Below are 24908 nucleotides of genomic sequence, written 5' to 3' on the forward strand. Positions count from 1 at the left end.
CAATATTTTTATAGAGAAATTTACAAACCACAACAAGAGGAGGCACCGCTATGAACATCGAAGAAAACATAAAATTATTTCAGCAGTACCAGAAAAGCAACAAACTCGAAAAAGCATCGGAAATGGTTGATGCGATAGCAGATACACTTAAAACAGATGGCAGAACTGTTTTGTGTGCAAATCATATTTTAGAGTTTTATCTGTTTGAATATTATTTTAAGACGAGAGATTATGAGGCGGTGAGGTATCCCATGCATCGTATGTATCATTCTCTTGCAAAAAAATATATGGAGAGGATGCATTTTGACAAAGCATATGAAAAACTGGAGAAGGCAGCGGAGTGGAATCGGGTCGATATGGATATTTACTGGGAAAAGACCGAGTGCTTAAAACAGCTTGGGGAACTTAAAAAACTTAAAGAAACGACAAAAGAACTTCACAAATTTATATATACGAGGGCGGATATTGCCCGTTATTATCGAAATATAGCTTATTATTATGTGGAGAAAAAAGAGCCCGAAAAGGCAATGATGCTATATACATACAGCAATATGTTCAGTCACAGCAAGACTGCCGACAGTGAGATTAACTTCCTTGAAACTGCTCTTGGCAGGGAGTGCCCGGAATATACTGTTGAGCAGATACAAAAGGATGTAAAGAAACTTAAACTGCCTGTCGGTATATCAGAGACAACGCTTGCTATACTTTTCAGGGCAGGACAGCTTGAACTGGAGCAGGGGGACAAGGCTTCCGGATTAGAATGTATGGAAGTTTTGTATCAGGTGACAGGCGATGAAAATATAAGAAAGATCGTAGAGGAAAATTCATGACAGGAGTATTATTTGAGGGTGGTTCGTTCAGACCGGTTTTCAGTTGCGGAGTGATGGATGCATTACTGGAAGAGGATATTATTTTTCCGTATTGTATAGGTGTTTCAGCAGGTGCGGCGGATGCTGCATCATATATTTCAAAGCAGAAAGAGAGAAACATAAGGATACTTGAAAAATATCGCAATGATAAAAGGTATTTAAGTAAAAGAAATTTTATAAAAGAAAGAAGTATATTTGGGCTTGACTTTGTGTTCAGAGAGATACCAAACAGTCTTGACCCGTTCGATATGAAAACTTTCAAAGATTATAAAGGCAGCTTTGTAATAGTTACGACGGATGCGAAAACCGGCAAGGTACATTATTTTAACCAGAATGATGTGGACGAGACATTCGAGGTGTTTTGTGCAACCTGTGCATTACCGGGTGCGTGTCCGCCGGCAAAGATAAATGGCAGAAAATATTATGACGGGGGACTTTCAAATCCCATTCCAATAGATAAATGCCTTGAGGATGGTTGTGACAAGATGCTTATAGTCCTTACACAGCCTGACGGATTTGTGAAAACTCCAAGAAAATCAGAAAAAAACATAGCAAAGATAATGAAATTAAAATATCCAAAGATAGCAGAGGAACTTCTTAACAGATGTGACAAATACAATGAGTCTGTAAAAATGTGCGAAAAGCTCGAAAAAGCAGGCAAGGCAGTAATACTCAGACCACGCTGTAAACTAAACAGTCTTGAAAGTGATGTTAGCACATTAAGAAAAACATATGAGATGGGAAAAGAAGTCGCAAAAGCTAATATGGAAAAGATAAAGTTTATAGAGTAACGGTTCTGCTATAAAAATATATTGTAATACAATCAACTGTTTTATTGCATTATAAATTATCTTTTTATGGCAGAAAGATGGCACAATATAAAAAATGATTTGATTTTTATAAGAAATAGTATATAATAAAACTGATTGAGAAAAGTTAAGCCTAGAAAGCCTTGTTTAAAAGGTTTTGGGAAAATAAAGTTCCTGCTATACATCAGGGACAAGTCTAAAGATGGAGGATTTTAAAATGAGTAGATTAGTTTCAGCAAAAGAAATGCTTACAAAAGCTAAAGCTGGTAAGTACGCAGTAGGTCAGTTTAACATCAACAACTTAGAGTGGACAAAGTCTATTTTACAGACAGCACAGGAATTACAGTCACCTGTTATCCTTGGTGTATCTGAAGGTGCAGGAAAGTATATGTGTGGTTATAAAACAGTCGTAGGTATGGTAGAGGGAATGCTCGAGGAATTAGACATTACTGTTCCTGTAGCACTTCACCTTGACCACGGTTCATTTGAAGGTGCAAAAGCTTGTATCAATGCAGGATTTTCTTCAATCATGTTTGATGGTTCAAGCCTTCCAATCGATGAAAATGTTCAGAAAACAACAGAATTAGTAAATACATGTAATATTCTTGGTCTTTCTCTTGAAGCTGAAGTAGGTTCAATCGGTGGAGAAGAAGACGGAGTTATCGGTGCCGGTGAGTGTGCAGATCCTGATGAGTGTAAGAAAGTTGCAGACCTTGGTGTTACAATGCTTGCAGCAGGTATCGGAAATATTCATGGTAAATATCCTGAAAACTGGGCAGGACTCAGCTTTGAGACACTTGATGCTATCCAGGCTAAGACAGGAGATATGCCTCTCGTTCTTCACGGTGGTACAGGAATCCCTGCTGATATGATTAAGAAAGCTATCTCTCTTGGTGTTGCAAAGATTAATGTAAACACAGAGTGCCAGTTAGCATTCCAGGAAGCTACACGTAAGTATATCGAAGCTGGCAAGGACTTAGAAGGAAAGGGATTTGATCCTCGTAAACTTCTTGCTCCTGGTGCAGAAGCAATCAAAGCAACTGTAAAAGAGAAGATGGAACTCTTTGGATCAGTTGGAAAAGCTAACTAAAAAGTGAGCCATAATTAAAATGGTATTTTAAGGCTTAGAAAAGTTATCATACAGCTTTGCAGTATATATTGCTGCAAAGTTGTTTTTCCTTTATAATAAAATATAAAAATTATCTAAAAACCGACTGAAATGCAGTTTTTTTGCATTGTCTAAAAATTATAACCATAAATTTTTAAGCTATAATGCCCGGAAGGAGTAATTATATTATATGACTAAAAACGAATTTTTATCCATACTTAGGGATAGTCTGGCGGGAAATGTGCCTTCTGATGTTATCAATGAAAATATAAGTTATTACAGGGATTATATTGAAAATAATGATAAAGCTGAAAGTCAGGTGCTTGAAGAACTTGGTGATCCAAGACTTATAGCCAGGACTATCATAGACAGTTTTATTGCTGAAAAGGGACCTATGGCTGATTTTTATACAAAACAGGCAAGAGACGAATATCGCGGAAATTATGATAATGTATCATCATATGACAATAATTATGAAGATGATTATGATAATGGGTACAACCGTTTTTCTTTAAAATGGTATGATAAATTATTGGGAATAATAATTATCATAGTGGTGGCAGCACTGGTTCTTGCACTAGGTGCAGTCGCTCTTGGAATATTCTTTAGGATAATACTTCCACTTATAGTTATATATTTTGTAGTTAAGTTTATAATGGAAAGGTTGACATAAAGGTTCACACAGTGTTAATATCCTTATTGTCCGTAAAATAAGAGTGAACAAAAAGCACTGGTTTAGCTATAGACAGCAGTTTGGTATTATATATTGTGGACAGTGCGTAAAGCGTACAATACAGCGTTTATAAATAAAACTGATTTTATTAGAATGGAGTAAAAATGTATAAGATATTATGTAAAGATGGCAGTGCAAAAAGAGGCCGTCTTGAAACGGTACATGGAACGATAGAGACACCGGTATTTATGAATGTTGCAACAGTTGGAGCAATGAAAGGTGCAGTTTCGACGGAGGATCTGCAGCATTTGAAAACACAGGTTGTTTTGAGTAATACTTACCATCTTCATGTCAGACCGGGTGATGAAATTGTTAAAAAGATGGGTGGACTTCATAAATTTATGACTTGGGACAAACCTATTCTTACCGATTCAGGCGGATTTCAGGTTTTTTCGCTTGCCGGACTCAGAAAGATAAAAGAGGAGGGCGTTTATTTTAATTCCCATATAGACGGAAGAAAAATATTTATGGGACCTGAACAGAGTATGCAGATTCAGTCCAATATAGCTTCAACGATAGCTATGGCATTTGACGAGTGTCCTCCGCATCCTGCCACAAGACAGTATATGCAGAATTCTGTTGACAGGACAACGAGATGGCTTGAGAGATGTAAAAAGGAGATGGACAGACTTAATTTGCTTGATACTACGATAAATAAGTCACAGCTTCTTTTTGGAATAAACCAGGGCGGAACTTTTGAGGACATACGAGTAGAACACGCAAAGAGAATATCAGAGCTTAACCTTGACGGTTATGCACTTGGAGGGCTTGCAGTAGGTGAAAGTCATGCTGAGATGTACGATATTATCGAAAAGACAGTACCATATCTGCCGGAGGACAAGCCGACATATCTTATGGGAGTCGGAACTCCTGCAAACATTCTAGAAGCAGTAGAGCGTGGAGTTGATTTCTTTGACTGTGTATATCCGGCAAGAAATGGCCGTCACGGTCATGCCTACACAAATCACGGTAAGATGAACCTTATGAATAAAAAGTATGAGCTTGATGACAGACCGCTTGATGAGACTTGCGACTGTCCTACCTGCCGTAAGTACAGCAGAGCTTACATAAGACATCTCTTAAAGGCAAAGGAAATGCTTGGTTTAAGACTTATGGTAACGCACAACCTTTATTTCTATAACAGCATGATGGAAGAAATTCGTGATGCTATTGAAAAAGGGTGTTTTAAAGAATATAAAAAGAAAAAATTAGAACAGCTTGAGGAGGAAGCAAAATGAATTTGACAACAACATTGTTAGCAACAAAAGCAGGTGGAACACAGGGTATAATAAGTATGGTTGTAATATATGCAGCTATCATTGCAATTTTCTGGTTCTTTGCAATTAGACCACAGAAGAAGCAGCAGAAAGAGCATGATGCACTTGTATCTACTCTTGCAGTAGGTGACAGCATACTCACAACAAGCGGATTTTTTGGTGTTGTAATCGACATTATGGATGAAGTAGTTATCGTAGAATTTGGAAACAACAAGAACTGCCGTATTCCTATGAAGAAAGAAAATATCGTGGAGATAGACAAGCAGGAAGAAGAAACTAAAACTGCAAAGAAATAAGTTGTTGTGCCGCATTTAAGATATGTATGGCAATATAAGCAATGCTAGGAACAGGCAGCACAGCGGACTCAGAATATCCGTTTGACTTATCCATAAAATTTAAAAAGCTGTAAATTCACATACTTTGTGGATTTGCAGCTTTTTTATGTTATAGGAAACTTCTCGTTTCCCATAACATAAAAACACTCCGTGAGGATGCACATTTCGCGGAAAAGAAATAAATGCTACGCATTTCGCTTAAGCGCGAAAGAGTCGCAAGCGACTCTTTGTTCTTGTTGTAAATATTTGGTAAATCCAAATATTTTTTTGAAATTATAAATATCTATAAAAATCTAAAAGTTTTTTTGCCGTGATTTCTCTGAAAACTCAAACTTTGTCAATACACTAGGCATTTTCAGCATAATCCAAAACATTTTTTGTGAATTCTGAAGGCTTTGCGGCTTTTGCAATATTAATGAGATACTCGAAAGGAACACTCAATGTTCCACGGCCTGTACCCATATCTATAGCCGGTTTGTTACTGCCGTGGAAGTCTGAGCCGCCGCTTGGAAGAAGCTCGTATTTGTTGCAAAGTTTTCGTGCATATGTCTCATCCTGTGCCGTGTGATTTGAATATTTTGCCTCCATACCTTTAAGTCCGGCAGCTTTAAGACGGACGATAAGAGTTTCAAGTTCTTTTTCTTCGAGTTTATAGTGGAGAGGGTGTGCAAGGATAGGAACACCGCCCGATTCGAGAATAAGTTCGATACCCTCCTCAGGAGTGATATATTTTCTTGGAACATAGAATGGACAATGTGTGTCGAGATATTTATCAAAAGCCTCGGCAGCATTTTTTACAATACCGTGTTTTATAAGCCATCTTGCAAAGTGTGCTCTTGTTATAACGGTGTCAGGATTGCCCTCCTGAAGTTCTTCATAGGTCATATTGATGGAAGCGTTGTTGAATTTTGCTACCATTTCCTTGTTTCTCTCAACTCTTCTTGAAACTAAAAGGTCAGAAATTTTGGTAAATGCAGGATTTTTGTAGTCGATAAAAAGCCCGACCATATGAATATCTCCGTCTTTATAACCTACAGAAAGTTCAGTTCCGGGAACAAAAAGAACGGGTGCGTTTTGTTCTTTAATGGCGGTAATCGCACTTTCTATTCCGCCTACTGCATCGTGGTCGGTGAGAGCAAATGCAGCGAGATTTTTTTCAACTGCTTTTTTAACAAGCTCTGCCGGAGAAAATGTTCCATCTGAAAAAGTTGAATGTGTGTGTAAGTCTACTGTTTTTATCATATTGTTCATGTAATGCCTCATTTCTTTTTTATGTACTTTTTATAGTGTTGTCTGGAATGCCGCAAAAGAAAAGTTTTATACGAAATATAGATAATTGATGGTAAGCAGTTCTATATTTCGTATGATTTTCCATTGAGGCGGCATCTCAAATTTATGCTTAGACTGCATAACATCATGTAATATAACAAAAGTTTAACATAAAAAAGGATAAAAATGAATAGACATGAAAAAGAAAGGTGTGAACAGTAAATGATGTTTAGTCATGCAAAGGCAGAGTGTGAATGTTGTTTATTACATTTGGGCACACCAATAGGGATATTTGGCTTTGCAGGTAGTGTATGCCGGTCAGAATGGAGGTTGTTATGGTGGAGAAAATAGTGAAAAATTATATGATAATATTGGTAATTCAGATTTTACTGACCGTGGTAATATTATTTGCGGCTTCGGCAATAATATGGAAGTGTGCGGGAGATGAGAGTATGGTTAGTGCCGTTGTCACAGGGACATACATAATAGTAAGTCTTGTGGGGGGCTTTACTGCCGGAAAAATGTTTGAAAAAAACAGGTATCTTTGGGGAATACTGGCAGGGATATTGTATTTTGCCGTACTTATAGCAGCAGGTGCAGCAATTTTTAAGACATTTAAATTTGAGAGCAGTATGATTATTAATGGAATTATATGTATGACATCCGGCATGGTAGGTGGAATGATTTCACATAAATAGTGACGGCAGAATATTGCCGGCTGAAATTATGGGATTGTTGCAATAAATCACATCTTTTTATACTGTAATGCAACATTAAAAATATATATAAAACTTAATAAAAAAGTAAGCACATATTACAAAAATTGTGTTATCATGAATATAAAGTAACATAGTGGAAGGCAGGGAGTGTTATGAAACGCAGAGATGAAATGAGAATAGAAAGCTATAGAGAAAGAGCAGTGCGAAGCAGGCGGCGCAGGGAGCGTGAACTTAAAAAGACGAGATTTATTCTTATGAATGCGGCTATAGCTTTAGTTGTGATACTTATTGTGTTTGTTGTTGCGATTATTAAATTAAATGGAAAAGGAAACAGCGGCAGCAAAGATTATACACAGGAAAATATAAAAAAGAAAGACACAAAAAAAGCTAAGAAGCCGGTCATGACGGCAACTCCGGCACCTACGAAGAAAGCCGTAACGCAGAATACAGGTGTCGGTGCAAAAAAGTGGATAAGGACAGATCTTGACAAAGACAAGCCGATGATAGCTTTGTTATTTGATGACGGTCCATACACACCGGTTACATCCAAGATTTTAAAGGTTTTGAAAAAGTATGATTCAAGGGCTACATTCTTTGTTGTTGGAAACAGAATACAGACATATAAAGAGGTGTTAAAAGAGTCGTACGACATGGGAAACCAGATTGGAAGCCACACATATGACCATGAGGATTTAAGTAAAAAGAATAAAAAGCAGCTTATATCTGAGATGAGAAAGACAAATAGAGAACTTCGCTCAGTTATAGGATGTAATGCGACGCTTATCAGACCTCCATATGGAAATATAAGTGATCTTATGAGAAAAGTCATCAAAATTCCGATGATGTACTGGAGTGTTGATACAGATGACTGGAAATGGAGAAATACAGCAAAGATTCTTGCTGAGTGCAAAAATGTAAAGGATGGAGATATAATACTTATGCATGATCTTTATCCGAGTACGGCAAATGCAGTAAAGAAGCTTGTTCCGAGGTTAAGGAAAAAGGGGTATCAGCTCGTAACGATAGATGAATTGTTTTATTATAAAGGAATAAAGGCGAAAGCCGGAAAAGTTTATGCGAGTGGAAGAAAATAGTTATTAAAAAAATTTGCCAATATGCTGTTTGCTATGGTATAATACAATTTAGCGTGGCTTATTGTACGGTAAACTACGGTAATCATGTTTTAAGTATTAAGTAAAAGGAGAAAAAACAGCATGAAGGACAAGAAAAAAGGATTATTGCATTTGTTTATCATAATAGCAATAATCGGACTCTGTTCTTATATAACATTAGTAGGTATCACTAGTGCACATAAGGGCAGTGCCAAAAACATTAAACTTGGTTTGGACTTAGCCGGTGGTGTAAGTATCACATATGAAGCTACTAAGGACAACCCAACGGCAACGGAGATGAAAGATACCATTCAGATGATGCAGCAGCGTGCAGAGGTTTACAGCACAGAGTCTTCAGTAGTTCAGGTCGGTGACAACCGTATTGAAATTGATATACCGGGTGTTGCAGATGCAGATGAGGTTCTTAAATCACTTGGTAAAGAGGGTTCACTTGACTTTGTAGCAGAGGATGATATGAAGCTTGATAAAAAGGGAAATCCTCAATACACAAAGACCGTATGTACAGGTAAACATATCAAAAAGGCTGAGGCAGGTACACAGCAGAATGAAGTTACAAAGAATAAAGAATATGTAGTTGAACTTTCATTTAATGCAAAGGGTACAAAGTTATTTGCGGATGCGACAAAAGCCGCTTATCCTACAAAAAAGAAGATTTATATTGTATATGACGGAAAAGTGCTTTCTGATCCAAATGTTCAGGCTGAGATTACAGACGGAAAAGCAGTTATTTCCGGAAGCTTTGACACATATGACAAGGCAGAAGAACTTGCATCAATGATTCGTATCGGTGCACTTCCGGTAGAACTTAAGGAAATCCAGTCACAGGTAGTTGGAGCACAGCTTGGTCAGGATGCCATTCAGACAAGTTTACTTGCCGGTGCAATAGGTTTTGCTCTTGTAGTAATATTTATGCTTGTATTCTACAGACTTCCGGGACTTGCAGCTTCTATAGCACTTGTTTTTTACCTCGTGCTGATGCTTGTAGCATTAAACGGATTGAATATAACGCTTACACTTCCGGGTGTGGCAGGTATCATACTTAATATAGGTATGGCGGTTGATGCGAATGTTATCATATTTACCCGTATCAAGGAAGAACTGGCTAAGGGCAAATCAGTTCAGACAAGTATTAAGCTTGGTTTTGAAAAAGCTCTTTCAGCCATCGTTGATGGTAATGTTACAACGCTTATCGCCGCATTCGTACTTTATATAAAAGGATCAGGAACTATAAGAGGTTTTGCAACAACACTTGCAATGGGTATTATCCTCTCAATGTTTACTGCACTTTACATCACAAAATATATTCTTCAGGCAATGTATTCACTTGGTGTGGATGATGTAAAATATTTTGGTGTTGAGAAACCTAGAAGACAGATTAAATTCGTTCAGAACAGGGTTAAATTCTTTGTTATCTCAGGAGTGCTTATTGCTGGATGTGTTGTTTGTCTTATAGTAAATAAGGCAACATCAGGAAACATATTAAATTATGGTCTTGACTTCCTCGGTGGTACAACATATGACATACCATTTGGCAAAGATACAAAGATTGATTCAAGTCTTAAGAAAGAGGTTGAGTCTATCTTTGCAAAGAACAGCAACTCAAACGATATAGTAATTTCAGAGGTTTCAGGTTCTAATGAACTTAATGTAAAGACTGTTGAGCTTACAGAAGAACAGAGAGCTAATGTTACAAATGAGCTTTCTAAGAAATACAGTATTAAAGAGAAAAATATCCAGATACAGAGTATCAGTGCTTCGGTATCAGGCGAGATGAAGCGTGATGCCGTACTTGCGGTAATAATAGCAGCAATCTGTATGCTTATTTATATTTGGTTTAGATTTAAAGATATTGTATTCGCAGGAAGTGCCGTACTTGCATTGCTTCATGATGTTATAGTAGTGCTTCTTGTATATGCAGCAGCAAAGATTTCAGTAGGAAATACATTTATTGCCTGTATGCTTACGATAGTGGGTTACTCAATAAATGCGACTATCGTCATATTCGACCGTATCCGTGAAAACATTGGAACACGTTCATCTATTACTGACGAGAGACTTTCAGAGATAGTAAATGACAGTATTACACAGACATTGACAAGAAGTATCAATACATCACTTACAACATTCTTCATGGTATTCATGCTTGCAATACTTGGAGTAGATTCAGTAAGAGAGTTTGCTATACCGCTTCTTGCAGGTATCGTTTGTGGTGCATACTCATCAGTATGTATAACAGGTACACTCTGGTACACGATTAAAAAAGCAACACACAATAAGAGTGGAAAGGCTGCTAAGAAAGCTAAATAAAGTTTTTGGAAAGTTACAGTAAAAAACCCCATAAGGCGCAACTTATGGGGTTTTGTGTAACAGTTCAGCCAAAAAAAGATAAGTCAATAATACACGAGCTTGCTCGATGTATTATTGGCTTGTTTTTTTGGGCGGAATAGCCTTTCATTTATGAAATGAAGTAAACGCAAGCTGCATAGCAGCGACTGACAGCTTGCTGTCAGGTTTACGAATGTAATAAATGAGAGGCTGAACTGTTACGGTTTTGTTTTTGTGTTCATATGATGGGGTACATAACGCATTAGCTTTATTTACATTTGCAAACGAACGATACCCACTCACCAAGGGTGTTTTTCTCTATTATCTCAAAATTATTTTTTAGAAGTGCTTCTTCGACAAGGTCAGCTTTTTCGGCTAGTATTCCGGATGAGATAAAAAGACCGCCGGGTTTGATAAAGTTTGCAATGCAGTCTGAGAGCGGTATGATAACATCGGCGAGAATGTTCGCAACTGCAATGTCAACAGGTTCTTTTAATTCGTTTCGGACATTTTCGGTATCTTCAAGTATATTAAGGTGCTTAGCTTTGATGCGTGTTTCTTCTATATTATTAAGCGCGGCATTTTCAATCGTTGCCTCAACTGCATATGGGTCTATGTCAAGACAGAATGCAGATTTTGCACCGCAGAGCAGTGAGCATATTGCAAGGATTCCACTGCCGCAGCCTGCATCAAGAAGCGTGGTTTCCGTGGTGATATATTTTCTTAGTGACAAAAGACAGAGTTTTGTTGTCTCGTGAGTTCCGGTTCCAAAGGCAGAACCGGGATCTATCTGCATTATTATGTCATTTTCAGATGCATCCTCAGGAACTTCCTCCCATGTCGGTTTTATGATAATATCATCAGCAACCCTGAAAGCTTTAAAATTATCTTTCCACTTATCTTTCCACTGGCTGTCATCCTCAATGGAATAGCTTATGTGCGGTATTTTTATGTGGGTAAATTTCTTGATTTTTTTAATCTTCTTTTTTAATCTCCTGATAAGAACCTCAGGCTCTAATATTTCTTTTTCACTGTCAGAAATATCCTCGTCCCTAATAGAAGAACCGGTGCTGAAAAATTCCGTATTTTCCTCACCGGGAACTTCAGTGTAAAAAGTAAGAATGGAACTTCCGTCATCAGCTCCCATATCGGCAGGAATATCTGTGTACATTTGTTTTTCCTCCTTTTCAGTCAGAGGGACATGGTCTTTTATTTCAAAACCGTCGATACCCATAGAACAGAGGATGTTTCCTATAATAGGTGCGTCATGTGTGTTTGTGTGCAATTCGTATTTAAGCCAGTTCATAATTAAAATCCTTTCGTTGCGTTTTATATATTGTGAATGTATGATGCTATTCATTAGTGACTAAATTTTAAAGGATTTCAGTTCTATGTACCGTTAGCATAGATTGAAATCGAAATCATTGCTTGAATAGTAATGATTTTAGCACAGATGATGGAAAAAGTGTAGCCGCAGGTTTACGGTGAACTTGTTGAGGAGAAGTTTTTGTGTTAAGCTATAGGTGATTTTGGATATTTTGAAGAAGTAAAAGAAGCAGATAGAATAAATTTAAGTAAATATCGTTTGGAAAGTGCTGAAAGCACATATAGAACTAGCTAAAACAGTCCTATATCAAGTGAAAGAATACCTAAAAGAAAAAACAGGAGATTTCAGATGAAACAGTGGATGTATAAAAAATGTAATGCCGATACTGCGGCAGTTGCAAAAAGATATAATATTTCAGAGATATTTGCGAGAGTTCTTGTAAACAGGGGACTCCATTCATGGAAAGCAATGGATGCTTATATTTTTCCGGATATGGAAAAAATGTATAGACCTGAGCTTATGAAAGATCTCACTAAGGCAGCGGATATTCTTGTAAATGCGATAAATGATAAAATCAAGATAAGAGTTATAGGTGATTATGATGTTGATGGGGTTATGTCGTCGTATATTCTTTACCGGGGGATAAGGATGCTCGGTGGAGATGTGTCCTGTCGTATTCCGCACAGGGTAAAGGACGGCTATGGTATCCGTGATTACATGGTTGACGAGGCGGCAGATGACGGAGTCGGTCTTATCATTACCTGTGACAATGGAATATCTGCCTTAGGTGCGGCTAAAAGGGCAAAAGAGCTTGGCATTAAATATATTCTTACGGATCATCATGAAGTGCCGGACAAGGACGGGGTGGAGAGTATTCCGGTTGCAGATGCAGTTGTTGACCCGAAGCAGAAAGCGTGTACCTATCCTTATAATATGCTTTGTGGTGCAGGTGTTGTCTATAAACTTATGAGTTATATTTTTGAGGGGAAAAATGACAAGTCATATATAAGCGAACTTCTTCCGTTTGCGGCAGCTGCAACGGTGTGTGATGTTGTACCGCTCGCTGATGAAAACAGGATAATAGTGAGCAATGGACTTAAGATACTAAACGATACTGCACATCTTAAAAATACCGGTATGCGAAAGATGATAGAACTTCTTGAACTGTCCGAACATATAAAATCAGGTTCTCTCGGTTTTCGTATAGGTCCGTGCATAAATGCAGCGGGGAGACTTGATGATGCCTCACTCGGTCTTAAGATGCTTATGACCGAAGATGAAAAAGAAGCAGTAAAACTTGCAAATGAACTGATAACGCTTAACGAGGAGAGAAAGGAACTAACGGCACAGGCAACGGATGATGCAATTACACAGATTGAGGAAACGAATGCACTTGAAAGACCTGTACTTGTAGTTTATCTTAAAGACTGTCATGAGAGTGTTGCGGGCATAGTGGCTGGGCGGATAAGGGAGAAATACTACAGACCGGCATATATACTTACCGATGGTGAAAAAGGGCTGAAAGGTTCGGGACGCTCAATACCAGGGTATCATATGCAGCAGGCATTGCAAAACTGTCAGGAACTGCTCACTGAATTTGGAGGCCATGCACTGGCGGCTGGTTTTTCGCTGCCAAAAGAAAATCTTGAAATATTTAGGGAAACTTTAAATGAGCAATGCGGTCTTTCTGATGAGCAGCTTGTTGAAAAAGTAAGTTTTGATATGGAGCTTGAGCTGTCGAAAGCCACAAAAAATCTTGTAGAACAGCTTCAATATATGGAGCCTTTTGGTGAGTCAAATGACAGTGCCGTATTTGCGAGAGGAAAGCTTAAGATAAGTTCGATGTATCTCTGCGGAAAAGAAAATCAGATTGCAAAATTAAAACTTGAGGATGACGGACTTTTGTATGAAGCGGTGGATTTTCATGCGGATAATTGCCTTTCAAGGGTGATAGAGGGAAAATATGGAGCCGGTGAATGGGAAAAAATGAAGCAGGGAAAATTCGGACAGCAGATAAGTATTCTCTATCAGCCTGAGATAAATAACTGGAGTGGAAATGTCCAGATGAAGATTTTGGACTGTATGTAAAGTTATCATTATATAGAGAAAAATCTCTTAAAGAAAATAAATTGAAGGTTTATGTTTAAAGATTTTGCACACAGGAATTGTATTGTGGTACATTCGACATGAATTTATAAAATACAGAAATGAGGTACATTATGCAAAAGAAGATAAAGAAAATATTAGCAGCAATTTTATCAATTTCTATCGCATTTTCAGGAAACGGTATTTGTGTAAGAGCAAAACAAAAACTGCCAAAACCTGTGATAACAAAAGTTTATTCGGGCGGAAAAGGACAGATTACGGTTGTTTACAAAAAGATAGCAAGTGCAAAAAAATATCAGGTACAAATAAGTAAAGATAAAAAATTCAAAAAAGGAATAAAGACAAAACAGGCAGCAAAAGTTAAAAAAATCGTATTTAAAGGGCTTACAAAAGGAACATACTATGTGCATATGCGCAGTCAGTACAAGGTTGGTAAAAAAAATAAGTATGGTGATTTTAGTAAAGTAAAAAAATATGTGTTAAATGTCAAAAAAAAGAATGATATTAAGCAAACGGCATCACCGTCTGTGACATTAGTGCCAACATCAGCACCAAAACCGACAAACACTCCTGACAAAGACATATATGATGACTGGTTTTGGAATGATAGTACATCAAAACCAACATCAAAGCCCGAACCAACACCAAATGTTACCTGTAAACAGTCGGCAGCTCCAACTTCCGATGTAACTCCGACGAATACACCATCAATGGGAACGAGTACGCCGGCATTGATCAATATCAGCAGTTTTTATATCAAAGTGAATGGTGGAACAAAATTTTATAACGGAAAAGAACAATGTCCTGAGATATCGGTTATGGATAATTATTATGTATATCTGACTAAAGATATAGATTATACGGTATCATATTCAAATAATATAAATGCAGGAACAGCAAATTTCTGCATAACAGGAATTGGAAAATATTCGGGAAAGATAAATGGTACTTTTGAAATTCAAAAAATTGCTTTTCAAAATGGCGGACATATTGGAAAAAGTCAGGTTATAGTCGGAGAAGCAGTTGATGTGGTTTATGACGAAAAACCTGAAGGAAGTTGTATATATGAATTTTATAAGCATGATAGTACGGATGCGGCAGAGGGATATGTTAAAGTAAATGAAAACGGACAGCTTATTCCTGAAAAAACAGGCATTATAGATGTTAAGGTTTCGATAGCAGAAAGTCAGAATTATATCGCATCGGAGTATAATGTAGGAACATTAAATATATGTAATGACGAAGAACCGGGAAATGGTCTTGAAATGACAAAAGTAAAATATAGAACAGGAATGACACTTAAGCAGGACGCAGTCGGTTCAACAGTTAAAGATGAAACAGCGACATTTAGTGTGGATTTTTACAGTGAAGCGAGTGATGAATGGATAGATAAACATATCAAATTTGAAGTAGAAGATGTGACACCTGCCGGTTATAAGAGAGCATTTGAATTTGCAGATCAAAAATGTACGGCGCCGGTTTTAAGTGTTGAAAATATCACGAAAGAATTTTGTGAAGAAAGCGTATATGGCAGAAAAACGGTTAATCTGCCGGTTTCTGATGATGAAAGCGATAAAACCTGTGTGGCAATGTCTGCGAGAAAGCTTGTGATAACAGCGGGTGAAGGAGTAAGAGTATGTAAGGTGAAAGTATATGTTGATGATAAATTGTATGATGCCGGTTATCTTGCAACCAGACCTTACGATGAAAATGGCAAATATCTCGACGAAGCACTTTATACAAAGGTAAGACATAAGGTTGAAGACAGGCTTTGGACAGATGACATGACAAATATGCAAAAACTATACAAGATTGCAAATTACATATGTGACACAACACATTATCCGGGTAAAGGCTGTACTGACAAAGATATAAACCCTACATTTTGGAATGATTTTTCAGTAGATGGTGTGGAATTATTTTATTATTTATTTGATATGCCTACATTGAACCGTGTTATGGATCTGCAGGGAGGAATAACTACATGTGTTGCTGTTTCCATAGTGGAAACTGTTGCCTGTGATGATCTGAATCTGCCGTATCTTTATGACAGGTCAACAGACACGATAGCTGATGGAGAGGGTGTTTGGATGGCAGTAGGTTCTGCAAGCAGCAATCCGTCTGCCGGAAGCAATCATTACTCAGTGATTTATAAGGATGCTGCCGGAAATAAATATTTTATAGATGCACAGGGAATCATGTCAGACACTTCCTGCGAAGAACATGGATGCCTTGACAAAGTCTTGAGATAGTAGTGAATAAATTAAAGCATTGAAAAAAATCTTAAATGTGGTAAAATTTATTATAATATTTATAAAAGGAGATTTTTGCGAAAATATTCATACATTATGGTATTTTTGCAAAGGTTTGTTCAAAAAGATCGGAGGGGAATATGTCGGATTTATCATCATTATCAGCAATAGCAGGCTTGTCGGGTCTTAATGAGAGGGATTCTTATTACCAGTATCTTATAAATAACAATTCGACCAGTACAATGTTAAATGCATTGTCGGGAGATTCAGATGAGAGTAACGGCAGTAACCTGTCAGGGATTACAAATCTTCTTGGTCAGGCATCGTCACTTACAGGGAACGCTTCATCATCACTTTCAGGTTTATCATCATTACTTGGAAGTTCTACAAGTGATGGGGATATTTCGTCACTTAGTACCATTACAAGTTTTTCACAGATATTAAAGACATATCTTTATTCTGAGCAGACAGAAGCTGCGAATATGGCAAATACAATGTCTGAGGCTCTTAAAGAAGCAGACGCAAACGGAGAGGATAAATCTTTGACCACATATAAGACAGTGCAGGAATTATATGATTATTTTACAAGTAAGGCAAGTGCTGAGGGAAAGTCTAATATTGCATCAGCAGCGGATTCGACCGGAATAAAGAGTTCATCGGTTTCAGATACAGATAGCAGCACAAGTGAACAAAGTCTTGCATCAGCCGGACAGGCATCAGCGGCGGAGTTTGATTTTGACGGTTTTGAGAGTGATGTTGACAGCAGCATAGAGTCAGTGATGGCATCAACGGGTATTACCATGTAGATAAAATGCAAGGGCTGGGAATCAGAGTTTCGCCCTTGCATTATTTTTTATTGTATGATGTTAGGGTCAAAAGTAGATAGCAATGCATGTTTATATGCAAATTGCTATCTACTGGCTTGACCCACCAAACACCGACAATAAGAATGGAGGCGTTTGCAGGATTGCGAAAATTGCGTAGCAATGAAGCAATCCGGAGCATTAGTGAGACACCATTTTTTTTAATCAGCAATTTTAAAAATTAACTTCAGGCTGTGTTTGGTGTGCAATTATAACTAATAATAGTGCTGACACGCTCTTACTATGTTGTCATTTATATATTGAGATTTATAAAATCATGATGAATTTTAAAATGAAATATTATCTTGGCTAAAAAGCGGGATATTATGTATATTATAAGCATAAAACTGGGAATAATATTTACCGGGTAAGAAAATACATTTTTTTGTATCAAAACATTTTGCCATACAACAAGAAGCAGTGAAATAAGTATAAAATTATAATTCTCTGCTTTATATTTTTTATACGAAAAATTATATTTTTTTGCAGTCTGGCTAAGTGTAAAAGAACATTCCCTGTCGGAAACATCAGCCTTTTTTTGGAAAGCAGTATTTTTATCCGGGGATGTTTCAAGATTAACTGCAAATCTGAGAGCAGCAGGGAAAATGATTCCTGCAAGAAGAATATATCCGGGGATAATGTTCATCGGATATAATGTTATGATAAGAAGAGCAAATATCAGATATTTGGATATAATAAGTCCCATATATCTGCTTATAATGTTTAATTCGTGATTTATTTCTTTAGCCTGTGACATAATAATCCTCATTTCCATGTATGATAAATATATATATAAACATTATAAACAGTATAGCAAATTTAGTCAAAAATGACAAAAATCTTACAATTTGCTTTTAAATTGAAAAGGGTCTTTAAAATTGAAAACAAATGGTATATAATAAATTGGAATATGTAGAAATATGCTGAAAAATAAAATAGTGAAATATGAAAGTAAATGTATCGAAAGGAGAAACAGAGATGGTAGGTAGCGATATCGGAATAGATCTTGGTACAGCAAATGTACTTGTTTATATAAAAGGAAAAGGTGTTGTTTTAAGAGAGCCTTCAGTTGTTGCTTTTGACAGGGATACAAATAAGATTAAGGCTATAGGTGAAGATGCAAGACTTATGCTTGGTCGTACGCCTGGAAATATCGTAGCAGTTCGTCCGCTTCGCCAGGGTGTTATTTCTGATTATACAGTTACTGAGAAGATGCTCAGATACTTTATTCAGAAATCTTGTGGAAAGAGCCGTTTCAGAAAGCCACGCATAAGTGTATGTGTACCTAGTGGTGTTACTGAAGTTGAAAAGAAAGCAGTAGAGGATGCCACTTATGAAGCAGGTGCAAGAGAAGTTGCAATCATAGAGGAGCCTATTGCAGCAGCTATTGGTGCAGGAATAGATATTTCAAAGCCATGTGGAAATATGATAGTTGATATAGGTGGCGGTACGGCAGACATTGCTGTTATCTCGCTTGGCGGTACAGTTGTAAGCACTTCTATAAAAGTAGCAGGTGACAACTTTGATGATGCTATCGTAAGATACATGAGAAAAACGCACAATCTTCTTATCGGTGAGAGAACAGCCGAGGAAATCAAGATAAAGATAGGTTCTGCTTATCAGCGTCCTGAGGTTGTTACTATGGATGTAAGAGGTAGAAACCTTGTTACAGGTCTTCCAAAGACTATTACGGTTACATCTGATGAGACACTTGAGGCACTTAAGGAGATTACTTCACAGATTGTTGAAGCAGTGCACAGCGTACTTGAGAAGACTCCACCTGAACTTGCAGCCGATGTATCAGACAGAGGAATTGTCCTTACCGGTGGCGGAAGTCTTTTATATGGTCTTGAAGAGCTTATCGAGGAAAAGACAGGAATCACGACTATGACAGCAGAGGAGCCTATGACAGCAGTAGCCGTAGGTACAGGAAAGTTTGTTGAGTTTTTGGCAGGAAAGCGTGACGACGACTAAAGAAAAGATGTGATTTTGACGATAAATCAAGTATGGAAGTGTCTGTGCAGCAGCCGGGTATGAAGCAGTTGTTTAAGATTGCATTTTAGAATAAGCTGATATGGCATATGCATCAGACAGATTAAGAGTTTGTTCCTTATGAAAGGGGATAGTAGATGGTTAGAGGATTATATACTGCCTACACGGGTATGGCTAATGAACAAAAGAGACTTGACATTATATCAAACAATCTTGCCAATTCAGCAACAGTCGGATATAAGGAAGAGAATGTTACGAGTAAGTCATTTAAGGATTTTATGATAACAAAGATAAGAGATGGCTCAGAGGCATATGTTGACAGAGAAATCGGTGTGATGAATCCGGGTGTCAAGATAGGCGAAACATATATGAACTGGGATCAGGGTTCCCTTCGTGAGACGGACAACACATATGATATGGCTATTCAGGGAAATGGTTTTTTTGCCATAAAAGTAGTCGACAAAAATGGTGATTCATCCATCAAATATACACGAAACGGTCAGTTTACCATTACAAATGAGGGTTATGTTGTTGATGTTGACGGAAACAGACTTCAGGGAGCCAACGGTGATGTGCAGGTTCCGGTAGATGCTACAGATGTAGCAATCAAGTTAAATGGTGCGGTATATGCAAATGGCGAGCAGGTTGATACCATTACACTTACTGATTTTGAGGATTACAATTATCTTGATTTGTACGGTGACAATATGTATAACGCAGTTGACGGAGCTACGACAAAGAGTTCAACAGCTACCATTCTTCAGGGATTTACGGAACAGTCAAATGTTAATGTAGTTGATGAAATGGTTTCAATGATAACTATTACGCGTGCATATGAAGCAGGTCAGAAGATGATAAAGACACAGGACAGTCTGCTTGAGCAGGCGGTTTCAAGTGTAGGTAAGGTCTGATAAAATATAATGTTGTCATTTGTCATAATTATTCAAATGGCATATATTAAGCAGTAAAGTCAGCAATGTATTTCAAACGGAATATACATGACAGAAATGGAGAGGCATTATGATGAGATCGCTTTGGACTGCTGCTTCGGGCATGAAAGCCCAGCAGACAAGTCTTGATATTATTTCAAATAACTTATCAAATATAAATACAACAGGATATAAGAAAGAGACAGCAGAGTTTCGTTCACTCTTATATCAGAACATTCAGAAACAGACTACTGACACAAACGGTCAGGAAAAGCCTATCGGTGCACAGGTTGGTCTTGGTGTAAAGGTCGCTGCCGTTGGAACGACTTTTAAGCAGGGCAATTTTGCGACTACTGATGGTGAATTCGACTTTGCGATAAACGGCAAAGGTTTCTTTATGATAGAACAGCCTGACGGAAGTATTGCCTATACAAGAAACGGTAATTTTCAGCTTTCAGTTAATACATCAGGTGGTCTTACCCTTTCTACATCAGATGGATATGCAGTGCTTGATTCAACAGGAAATCCTATCACTTTTGATGCAAATGTAGATACGACAAAGCTTACTTTTGACAATTATGGAAATATCAAATATGTAGATGCTACGGGAAATGCCCAAAATCTTGGAATTGCCATCGGAATTGCACAGTACAACAATCCGGCTGGTCTTGAAAAAATGGGTGACAGTTATTTTAAAGAGTCAGTTGCATCAGGAACACCGAGAATAGAAGGTCAGGATGCAAATCTTCAGAGAAGTGTCGTAAAGAACGGTTACCTTGAAAGTTCAAGTGTGCAGGCAGTTGATGAGATGGTTGATATGATTGTTACACAGCGTGCATATGAGATGAATTCAAAGGCTATAACTGCATCAGATGAGATGCTCCAGCAGGCAAACAACTTAAGATCTTAAGGAGGTTAGGATATGAGTTCAGTTTTAGATGTTTCATCAATATACAATTCATATTCATCAAAGCTTGGTTCTACATCCGCGGATTCGATTGAGAGTACATTAAAGAGTACAAATTCTTCCACAGATTCAGAAAAGCTTATGGATGTATGTAAAGACTTTGAGTCATATTTCGTGCAGAAGATTATCGAGGAGTCAAAGAAAACACTTGATAACGAGGACGAACAGGGAGAGTATATGCAATATTTTTCAGATACATTAAACCAGGAATATTCAAAAATCATTACGGATAATGGTGGAACAGGTCTTGCACAGCAGTTATATGATTCGTTAAAAGGTACATATAATATAAAGTAAAAATAGCATTTAGTTATGCACTTGAACGCAGAATAAGCATCCCATCGCTTCTGGTAAGCGGTGGGATGCTTGTGTTAGTGGGATTTAAAAAGACCTGCTGACAGACTGGCGGCTGCGTTCATGAGCAGGCAGTGAAAGCGGATTTAATGTCCGTTTTACTAAGGAATAGAGGATTATTATGAAACAGGTAGAGGGATATGTAGAGAGAATTACATATAGAAATGAAGATAACGGCTATAGTGTCATTTATCTTTCAAACCCGGAGCCAAAAGCTGATGAGGATGATGAGGTCTGCTGTGTCGGATATTTTTCATTTGTATCTGAGGGAGAGTATCTTGTCATAAACGGCAGGGAGACAGTGCATAAAAGCTATGGACCGCAGATACAGGTAGAAAGTTACGAGAGTAAAAGACCAAGCAGCCAGGTAGCGATAGAAAAATATCTGGGTTCGGGTGCAATAAAGGGCATAGGTGCTGCACTTGCCGCAAGAATAGTGAGAAGATTCGGAGAAAAAACTTTTGAGATTATAGAAAATGAACCTGAGAGACTGGCTGAGATAAAAGGCATAAGCATGAAGATGGCAGTAAGTGTTGCCAAGCAGTTTAATGACAAAAGGCAGATGCGTCAGTCAGTCATATTTCTTCAGGAATATGGTATATCTGTAAATATGGCAGTAAAGATATACAAATTTTATGGAGAGAAGATTTATGAGATTATGCAGCAAAATCCTTACAGGCTTGCGGAAGATATAGCAGGCATAGGTTTTAAGATAGCAGACACGATAGCACTTAAAGCCGGATTTAATCAGGATAGTGAATTTAGGATTAAGGCTGGCATACTGTATGTTTTGCAACAGTCCGGTTCAAACGGACATTGTTATCTTCCGGAGACAGAGCTTATCGATGAGACAGCAGGACTGCTTGGTATAGAAAGAGAAAATGTCGAGAGAGAGCTTGACAATCTTACTTTAAACAAAGAACTTGTAATAGAGGAATGTGACGGAGAGAGGAGACTTTACCAGAGTAATCTTTATTATATGGAGATGAACTGCGGGCGTATGCTTCACGATCTCAATATCCCGTATAAGATAAAGCCTGCCGTACTTGAAAAGAAAATAGCTGCAATCGAAAAGAAGGATAAAATAGAACTCGATAAAATGCAAAAAGATGCGGTGTTTCAGGCTGTTCAAAATGGTATTATGATAATAACCGGTGGTCCGGGAACAGGTAAGACAACGACGATAAATACGATTATCCAGATAATGGAGAGTGAAGGATTTGATATACTTCTCGCTGCACCTACAGGCAGGGCGGCAAAGCGTATGTCAGAAACTTCCGGTATGGAAGCACAGACGATACACAGGATGCTTGAGATAGACGGAGGTTCACTCGACGATGACAGAGGCGGTATGCACTTTGAGAGAAATGAGACAAAACCGCTCGAAGCAGATGTTATAATAGTAGACGAATTTTCAATGGTCGATATTTATATGCTAAATGCTCTGTTAAAGGCAATAGTTCCGGGAACGAGACTTATAATGGTGGGTGATGTGAACCAGCTTCCGTCAGTAGGACCCGGAAATGTGTTGAAAGACATGATAAAATCTGAGTTTTGCAATGTTGTGAAATTAAACAGGATATTCAGACAGGCGGCGGAGAGTCAGATAGTTACAAATGCTCATAAGATAAATGACGGGGAACAAATATCTCTCGACAATAAAAATATGGATTTTTTCCATCTGGAGAGAAGTGCAGGGAAAGATGTTATCAATGTCACGGTACAGCTTATAATGAAAAATCTGCCGCCGTATGTTGATGCGAACAGCTATGATATTCAGGTGCTTACGCCGATGAGAAAAGGTGAGCTTGGCGTGGAAAACTTAAACAAGGTTTTGCAGGCATATATGAACCCTAAGATGGACGGAAAAAATGAGCACGAATTTCACGGAGTTATTTTCAGGGAAAATGACAAAGTTATGCAGATAAAAAATAATTATCAGATTAAATGGGAGAGGAAAAACCGCTTTGGTGATGTATATGAGGAAGGAACAGGCGTGTTCAATGGTGACACCGGCATAATAAAACAGATTATAGAAGCTGCGGAAGTTGTATATGTCGAATATGAGGAAGGCAAGATTGTAGAATATAATTTCAGCGATATGGATGAGATGGAACTTGCCTATGCGATAACTATACATAAATCGCAAGGCAGCGAATATCCGGCAGTTATTCTTCCGATAATATCCGGACCGAGGATGCTGCTTAACAGGAATTTATTATATACGGCGGTGACAAGGGCTAAGAAATGTGTAACCATAGTGGGAAGCAGTGACACTGTCCGGAGAATGATAAAAAATGTAAATGAGCAGAAAAGATATTCGACATTGTGTCAGAGAATTATAGAAATGGGGGAGTATAAATAGAAGCTGCAAAGATTATTAAACAGATAGCGGAGGGGTTTGCGGAAATTTTATATCCATATAGATGTCCGGTATGTGACGATGTGCTCAGTATAGGCGTAAAGACAACTTTATGCCGTAAATGTATTAACCGTGTGGAAAGAGTGGCAGAGCCATCGTGTATGAGATGTGGCAAACCTCTTGAGGATGAAACGATGCAATATTGTTATTCCTGCAAAAATAATCAACATTTATATGAACAGGGCAAGGCGGCATTTGTGTATAACAGAAGTATGAAAAGTTCTATTGCTGCGTTTAAGTATGGAGCGAGAAAAGAATATGGAAGGTACTATGCTGCTGAACTTGCAAAAAAACATGAAAGCTGGATTAAAAAAACGGGGGCACAGGCACTTATACCGGTTCCTATACATAAAGAGAGACATAAAAAAAGAGGCTATAATCAGGCAAAGGTCATTGCAGATTATTTAGAGGGTGAAACAGGAATACCGGTTATTGACGATTATCTCATCAGAATAAAAAATACGGAAGCACTAAAAGAATTAAGTGCAGCCGAAAGGAAAGCAAGTTTGGAAGATGCTTTTTTAGTGTCAGAGACAAGCAAATTGTTGTATCGTAATTTAAGGTGTGTTATACTTGTAGATGATATATATACAACAGGAAGTACAATCAATGAATGTGCCGCCACACTTAAAAAATCAGGAGTATTGAAAGTTTATTTTTTGTGTGCCTGTATAGGAAAGGACCAAGGAGGGGAATAGATATGGATGTAAGAAATTGTAAAAATTGTGGGAAATTATTTCAGTATGTGGGAAAACCGTTATGCCCGGCATGCAATAAAAAACTTGAGGATAAATTTTTTGAAGTAAGGGATTATATTTATGAAAATCCAACCGCAAACATGAGCCAGGTGTCTGAGGAGATGGAGGTACCTATCCAGCAGATTAAAAAGTGGGTGAGAGAGGAGAGACTTGCATTTTCAAAGGATTCAGGTATTACCATATCATGCGAAAAATGCGGAAAACCTATTCTTACGGGAAGATTTTGCAATGAATGTAAGAAAACAATGCAAAATGATTTGTCAAAAATGTATGGTACTGAAAATAAAGTTCAAAAGAGTTCAACAAAGGATCCTAATGGAAAAATGCGTTTCCTTAAAAACTGATTAAATGAGCATTAAGT

The 24908-nt window shown here is 37.7% G+C and carries 22 protein-coding genes; 19 read left to right on the forward strand and 3 right to left on the reverse strand.

The genetic code is table 11. From position 1 onward, the window contains the following. Positions 1–50: 50 nt before the first annotated feature. From DW721_RS05875 to yajC, 6 genes are all read left to right on the forward strand, one after another. Complete coding sequence (locus tag DW721_RS05875; RefSeq protein ID WP_118745153.1) at positions 51–830, forward strand: hypothetical protein; 780 nt, start codon at positions 51–53, stop codon at positions 828–830. Continuing rightward, positions 827–1660, forward strand: coding sequence for a patatin family protein (locus tag DW721_RS05880; RefSeq protein WP_118745154.1), 834 nt, complete (start codon positions 827–829; stop codon positions 1658–1660). Before DW721_RS05875 ends, DW721_RS05880 begins: the two co-directional genes overlap by 4 nt. A 235-nt stretch (positions 1661–1895) precedes the next feature. Next, positions 1896–2768, forward strand: coding sequence for a class II fructose-1,6-bisphosphate aldolase (gene fba / locus DW721_RS05885; protein WP_055945734.1), 873 nt, complete (start codon positions 1896–1898; stop codon positions 2766–2768). Between the two features lie 208 nt (positions 2769–2976). Next, complete coding sequence (locus DW721_RS05890) at positions 2977–3459, forward strand: hypothetical protein (protein ID WP_022015035.1); 483 nt, start codon at positions 2977–2979, stop codon at positions 3457–3459. Positions 3460–3623: 164 nt separating this feature from the next. Next, the gene (gene tgt / locus DW721_RS05895) at positions 3624–4757 is read left to right on the forward strand and encodes a tRNA guanosine(34) transglycosylase Tgt (RefSeq protein ID WP_118745155.1); all 1134 of its coding nucleotides are present in this window, start codon (positions 3624–3626) and stop codon (positions 4755–4757) included. Positions 4758–4813: 56 nt separating this feature from the next. Then, entirely contained in the window at positions 4814–5092 is a 279-nt protein-coding gene (gene yajC, locus DW721_RS05900) for a preprotein translocase subunit YajC (protein WP_347560360.1), read from the forward strand. Between the two features lie 384 nt (positions 5093–5476). Here yajC and DW721_RS05905 read toward each other — a convergent pair whose 3' ends face one another. Continuing rightward, on the reverse strand, positions 5477–6382 hold the full coding sequence (locus DW721_RS05905; protein WP_182436229.1) for a PHP domain-containing protein: 906 nt from the start codon (positions 6380–6382) through the stop codon (positions 5477–5479). A gap of 353 nt (positions 6383–6735) precedes the next feature. On the opposite strand from DW721_RS05905, the gene DW721_RS05910 reads away from it, so the two are divergent. The 3 genes from DW721_RS05910 to DW721_RS05920 all read left to right on the forward strand — a co-directional run bounded on the left by DW721_RS05910 (position 6736) and on the right by DW721_RS05920 (position 10559). Further along, positions 6736–7098 carry a TIGR04086 family membrane protein gene (locus DW721_RS05910; RefSeq protein ID WP_182436230.1) on the forward strand — a complete coding sequence of 121 codons (363 nt, stop codon included), beginning with the start codon at positions 6736–6738 and terminating at the stop codon, positions 7096–7098. Positions 7099–7271: 173 nt separating this feature from the next. Continuing rightward, the gene (locus DW721_RS05915) at positions 7272–8213 is read left to right on the forward strand and encodes a polysaccharide deacetylase family protein (RefSeq protein ID WP_118745159.1); all 942 of its coding nucleotides are present in this window, start codon (positions 7272–7274) and stop codon (positions 8211–8213) included. 120 nt (positions 8214–8333) lie between these two features. Next, entirely contained in the window at positions 8334–10559 is a 2226-nt protein-coding gene (locus DW721_RS05920) for a protein translocase subunit SecDF (protein ID WP_022015029.1), read from the forward strand. 286 nt (positions 10560–10845) lie between these two features. On the opposite strand, the gene prmA is transcribed toward DW721_RS05920, so the two are convergent. Continuing rightward, on the reverse strand, positions 10846–11883 hold the full coding sequence (gene prmA / locus DW721_RS05925; RefSeq protein ID WP_182436231.1) for a 50S ribosomal protein L11 methyltransferase: 1038 nt from the start codon (positions 11881–11883) through the stop codon (positions 10846–10848). Between the two features lie 369 nt (positions 11884–12252). Between prmA and recJ the strand changes: the two genes are divergently transcribed. From recJ to DW721_RS05940, 3 genes are all read left to right on the forward strand, one after another. Beyond that, a complete protein-coding gene (recJ, locus tag DW721_RS05930; RefSeq protein ID WP_118745161.1) occupies positions 12253–13992 on the forward strand; it encodes a single-stranded-DNA-specific exonuclease RecJ in 1740 nt (579 codons plus the stop codon). A gap of 131 nt (positions 13993–14123) precedes the next feature. After that, the gene (locus tag DW721_RS05935) at positions 14124–16262 is read left to right on the forward strand and encodes a hypothetical protein (protein ID WP_118745162.1); all 2139 of its coding nucleotides are present in this window, start codon (positions 14124–14126) and stop codon (positions 16260–16262) included. 140 nt (positions 16263–16402) lie between these two features. Beyond that, positions 16403–17068, forward strand: a complete 666-nt coding sequence (locus DW721_RS05940) for a hypothetical protein (protein WP_118745163.1) — start codon at positions 16403–16405, stop codon at positions 17066–17068. A gap of 310 nt (positions 17069–17378) precedes the next feature. Here DW721_RS05940 and DW721_RS05945 read toward each other — a convergent pair whose 3' ends face one another. Then, positions 17379–17882, reverse strand: a complete 504-nt coding sequence (locus DW721_RS05945; RefSeq protein WP_118745164.1) for a hypothetical protein — start codon at positions 17880–17882, stop codon at positions 17379–17381. A gap of 221 nt (positions 17883–18103) precedes the next feature. Between DW721_RS05945 and mreB the strand changes: the two genes are divergently transcribed. The 7 genes from mreB (at position 18104) to DW721_RS05980 (ending at position 24891) form a co-directional block, all read left to right on the forward strand. Beyond that, the gene (gene mreB / locus DW721_RS05950; protein WP_022015150.1) at positions 18104–19099 is read left to right on the forward strand and encodes a rod shape-determining protein MreB; all 996 of its coding nucleotides are present in this window, start codon (positions 18104–18106) and stop codon (positions 19097–19099) included. 155 nt (positions 19100–19254) lie between these two features. Further along, positions 19255–20028 carry a flagellar hook-basal body protein gene (locus DW721_RS05955; RefSeq protein ID WP_022015151.1) on the forward strand — a complete coding sequence of 258 codons (774 nt, stop codon included), beginning with the start codon at positions 19255–19257 and terminating at the stop codon, positions 20026–20028. Between the two features lie 109 nt (positions 20029–20137). After that, positions 20138–20956 (forward strand): flagellar basal-body rod protein FlgG, encoded by an 819-nt coding sequence (flgG, locus tag DW721_RS05960; RefSeq protein ID WP_118745165.1) that lies wholly within the window; start codon positions 20138–20140, stop codon positions 20954–20956. A gap of 12 nt (positions 20957–20968) precedes the next feature. Further along, entirely contained in the window at positions 20969–21310 is a 342-nt protein-coding gene (locus DW721_RS05965; RefSeq protein ID WP_022015153.1) for a rod-binding protein, read from the forward strand. A 178-nt stretch (positions 21311–21488) separates the two neighbouring features. Then, positions 21489–23732 carry an ATP-dependent RecD-like DNA helicase gene (locus DW721_RS05970; protein WP_118745166.1) on the forward strand — a complete coding sequence of 748 codons (2244 nt, stop codon included), beginning with the start codon at positions 21489–21491 and terminating at the stop codon, positions 23730–23732. Between the two features lie 44 nt (positions 23733–23776). Further along, entirely contained in the window at positions 23777–24487 is a 711-nt protein-coding gene (locus DW721_RS05975; RefSeq protein WP_270466955.1) for a ComF family protein, read from the forward strand. 2 nt (positions 24488–24489) lie between these two features. Continuing rightward, positions 24490–24891, forward strand: coding sequence for a hypothetical protein (locus DW721_RS05980; RefSeq protein ID WP_022015156.1), 402 nt, complete (start codon positions 24490–24492; stop codon positions 24889–24891). The last annotated feature ends 17 nt before the right edge of the window (positions 24892–24908 follow it).

Source organism: Clostridium sp. AM27-31LB (genome assembly GCF_003480745.1).
GTDB lineage: Bacteria > Bacillota > Clostridia > Lachnospirales > Lachnospiraceae > Butyribacter > Butyribacter intestini.

Excerpts from the sequence above, each read along its gene's own strand:
- DW721_RS05875 (WP_118745153.1), top strand. The coding sequence starts at position 51 with ATGAACATCGAAGAAAACATAAAATTATTTCAGCAGTACCAGAAAAGC.
- DW721_RS05880 (WP_118745154.1), top strand. The coding sequence starts at position 827 with ATGACAGGAGTATTATTTGAGGGTGGTTCGTTCAGACCGGTTTTCAGT.
- fba (WP_055945734.1), top strand. The coding sequence starts at position 1,896 with ATGAGTAGATTAGTTTCAGCAAAAGAAATGCTTACAAAAGCTAAAGCT.
- DW721_RS05890 (WP_022015035.1), top strand. The coding sequence starts at position 2,977 with ATGACTAAAAACGAATTTTTATCCATACTTAGGGATAGTCTGGCGGGA.
- tgt (WP_118745155.1), top strand. The coding sequence starts at position 3,624 with ATGTATAAGATATTATGTAAAGATGGCAGTGCAAAAAGAGGCCGTCTT.
- yajC (WP_347560360.1), top strand. The coding sequence starts at position 4,814 with ATGGTTGTAATATATGCAGCTATCATTGCAATTTTCTGGTTCTTTGCA.
- DW721_RS05905 (WP_182436229.1), bottom strand. The coding sequence starts at position 6,382 with ATGAACAATATGATAAAAACAGTAGACTTACACACACATTCAACTTTT.
- DW721_RS05910 (WP_182436230.1), top strand. The coding sequence starts at position 6,736 with ATGGTGGAGAAAATAGTGAAAAATTATATGATAATATTGGTAATTCAG.
- DW721_RS05915 (WP_118745159.1), top strand. The coding sequence starts at position 7,272 with ATGAAACGCAGAGATGAAATGAGAATAGAAAGCTATAGAGAAAGAGCA.
- DW721_RS05920 (WP_022015029.1), top strand. The coding sequence starts at position 8,334 with ATGAAGGACAAGAAAAAAGGATTATTGCATTTGTTTATCATAATAGCA.
- prmA (WP_182436231.1), bottom strand. The coding sequence starts at position 11,883 with ATGAACTGGCTTAAATACGAATTGCACACAAACACACATGACGCACCT.
- recJ (WP_118745161.1), top strand. The coding sequence starts at position 12,253 with ATGAAACAGTGGATGTATAAAAAATGTAATGCCGATACTGCGGCAGTT.
- DW721_RS05935 (WP_118745162.1), top strand. The coding sequence starts at position 14,124 with ATGCAAAAGAAGATAAAGAAAATATTAGCAGCAATTTTATCAATTTCT.
- DW721_RS05940 (WP_118745163.1), top strand. The coding sequence starts at position 16,403 with ATGTCGGATTTATCATCATTATCAGCAATAGCAGGCTTGTCGGGTCTT.
- DW721_RS05945 (WP_118745164.1), bottom strand. The coding sequence starts at position 17,882 with ATGTCACAGGCTAAAGAAATAAATCACGAATTAAACATTATAAGCAGA.
- mreB (WP_022015150.1), top strand. The coding sequence starts at position 18,104 with ATGGTAGGTAGCGATATCGGAATAGATCTTGGTACAGCAAATGTACTT.
- DW721_RS05955 (WP_022015151.1), top strand. The coding sequence starts at position 19,255 with ATGGTTAGAGGATTATATACTGCCTACACGGGTATGGCTAATGAACAA.
- flgG (WP_118745165.1), top strand. The coding sequence starts at position 20,138 with ATGATGAGATCGCTTTGGACTGCTGCTTCGGGCATGAAAGCCCAGCAG.
- DW721_RS05965 (WP_022015153.1), top strand. The coding sequence starts at position 20,969 with ATGAGTTCAGTTTTAGATGTTTCATCAATATACAATTCATATTCATCA.
- DW721_RS05970 (WP_118745166.1), top strand. The coding sequence starts at position 21,489 with ATGAAACAGGTAGAGGGATATGTAGAGAGAATTACATATAGAAATGAA.
- DW721_RS05980 (WP_022015156.1), top strand. The coding sequence starts at position 24,490 with ATGGATGTAAGAAATTGTAAAAATTGTGGGAAATTATTTCAGTATGTG.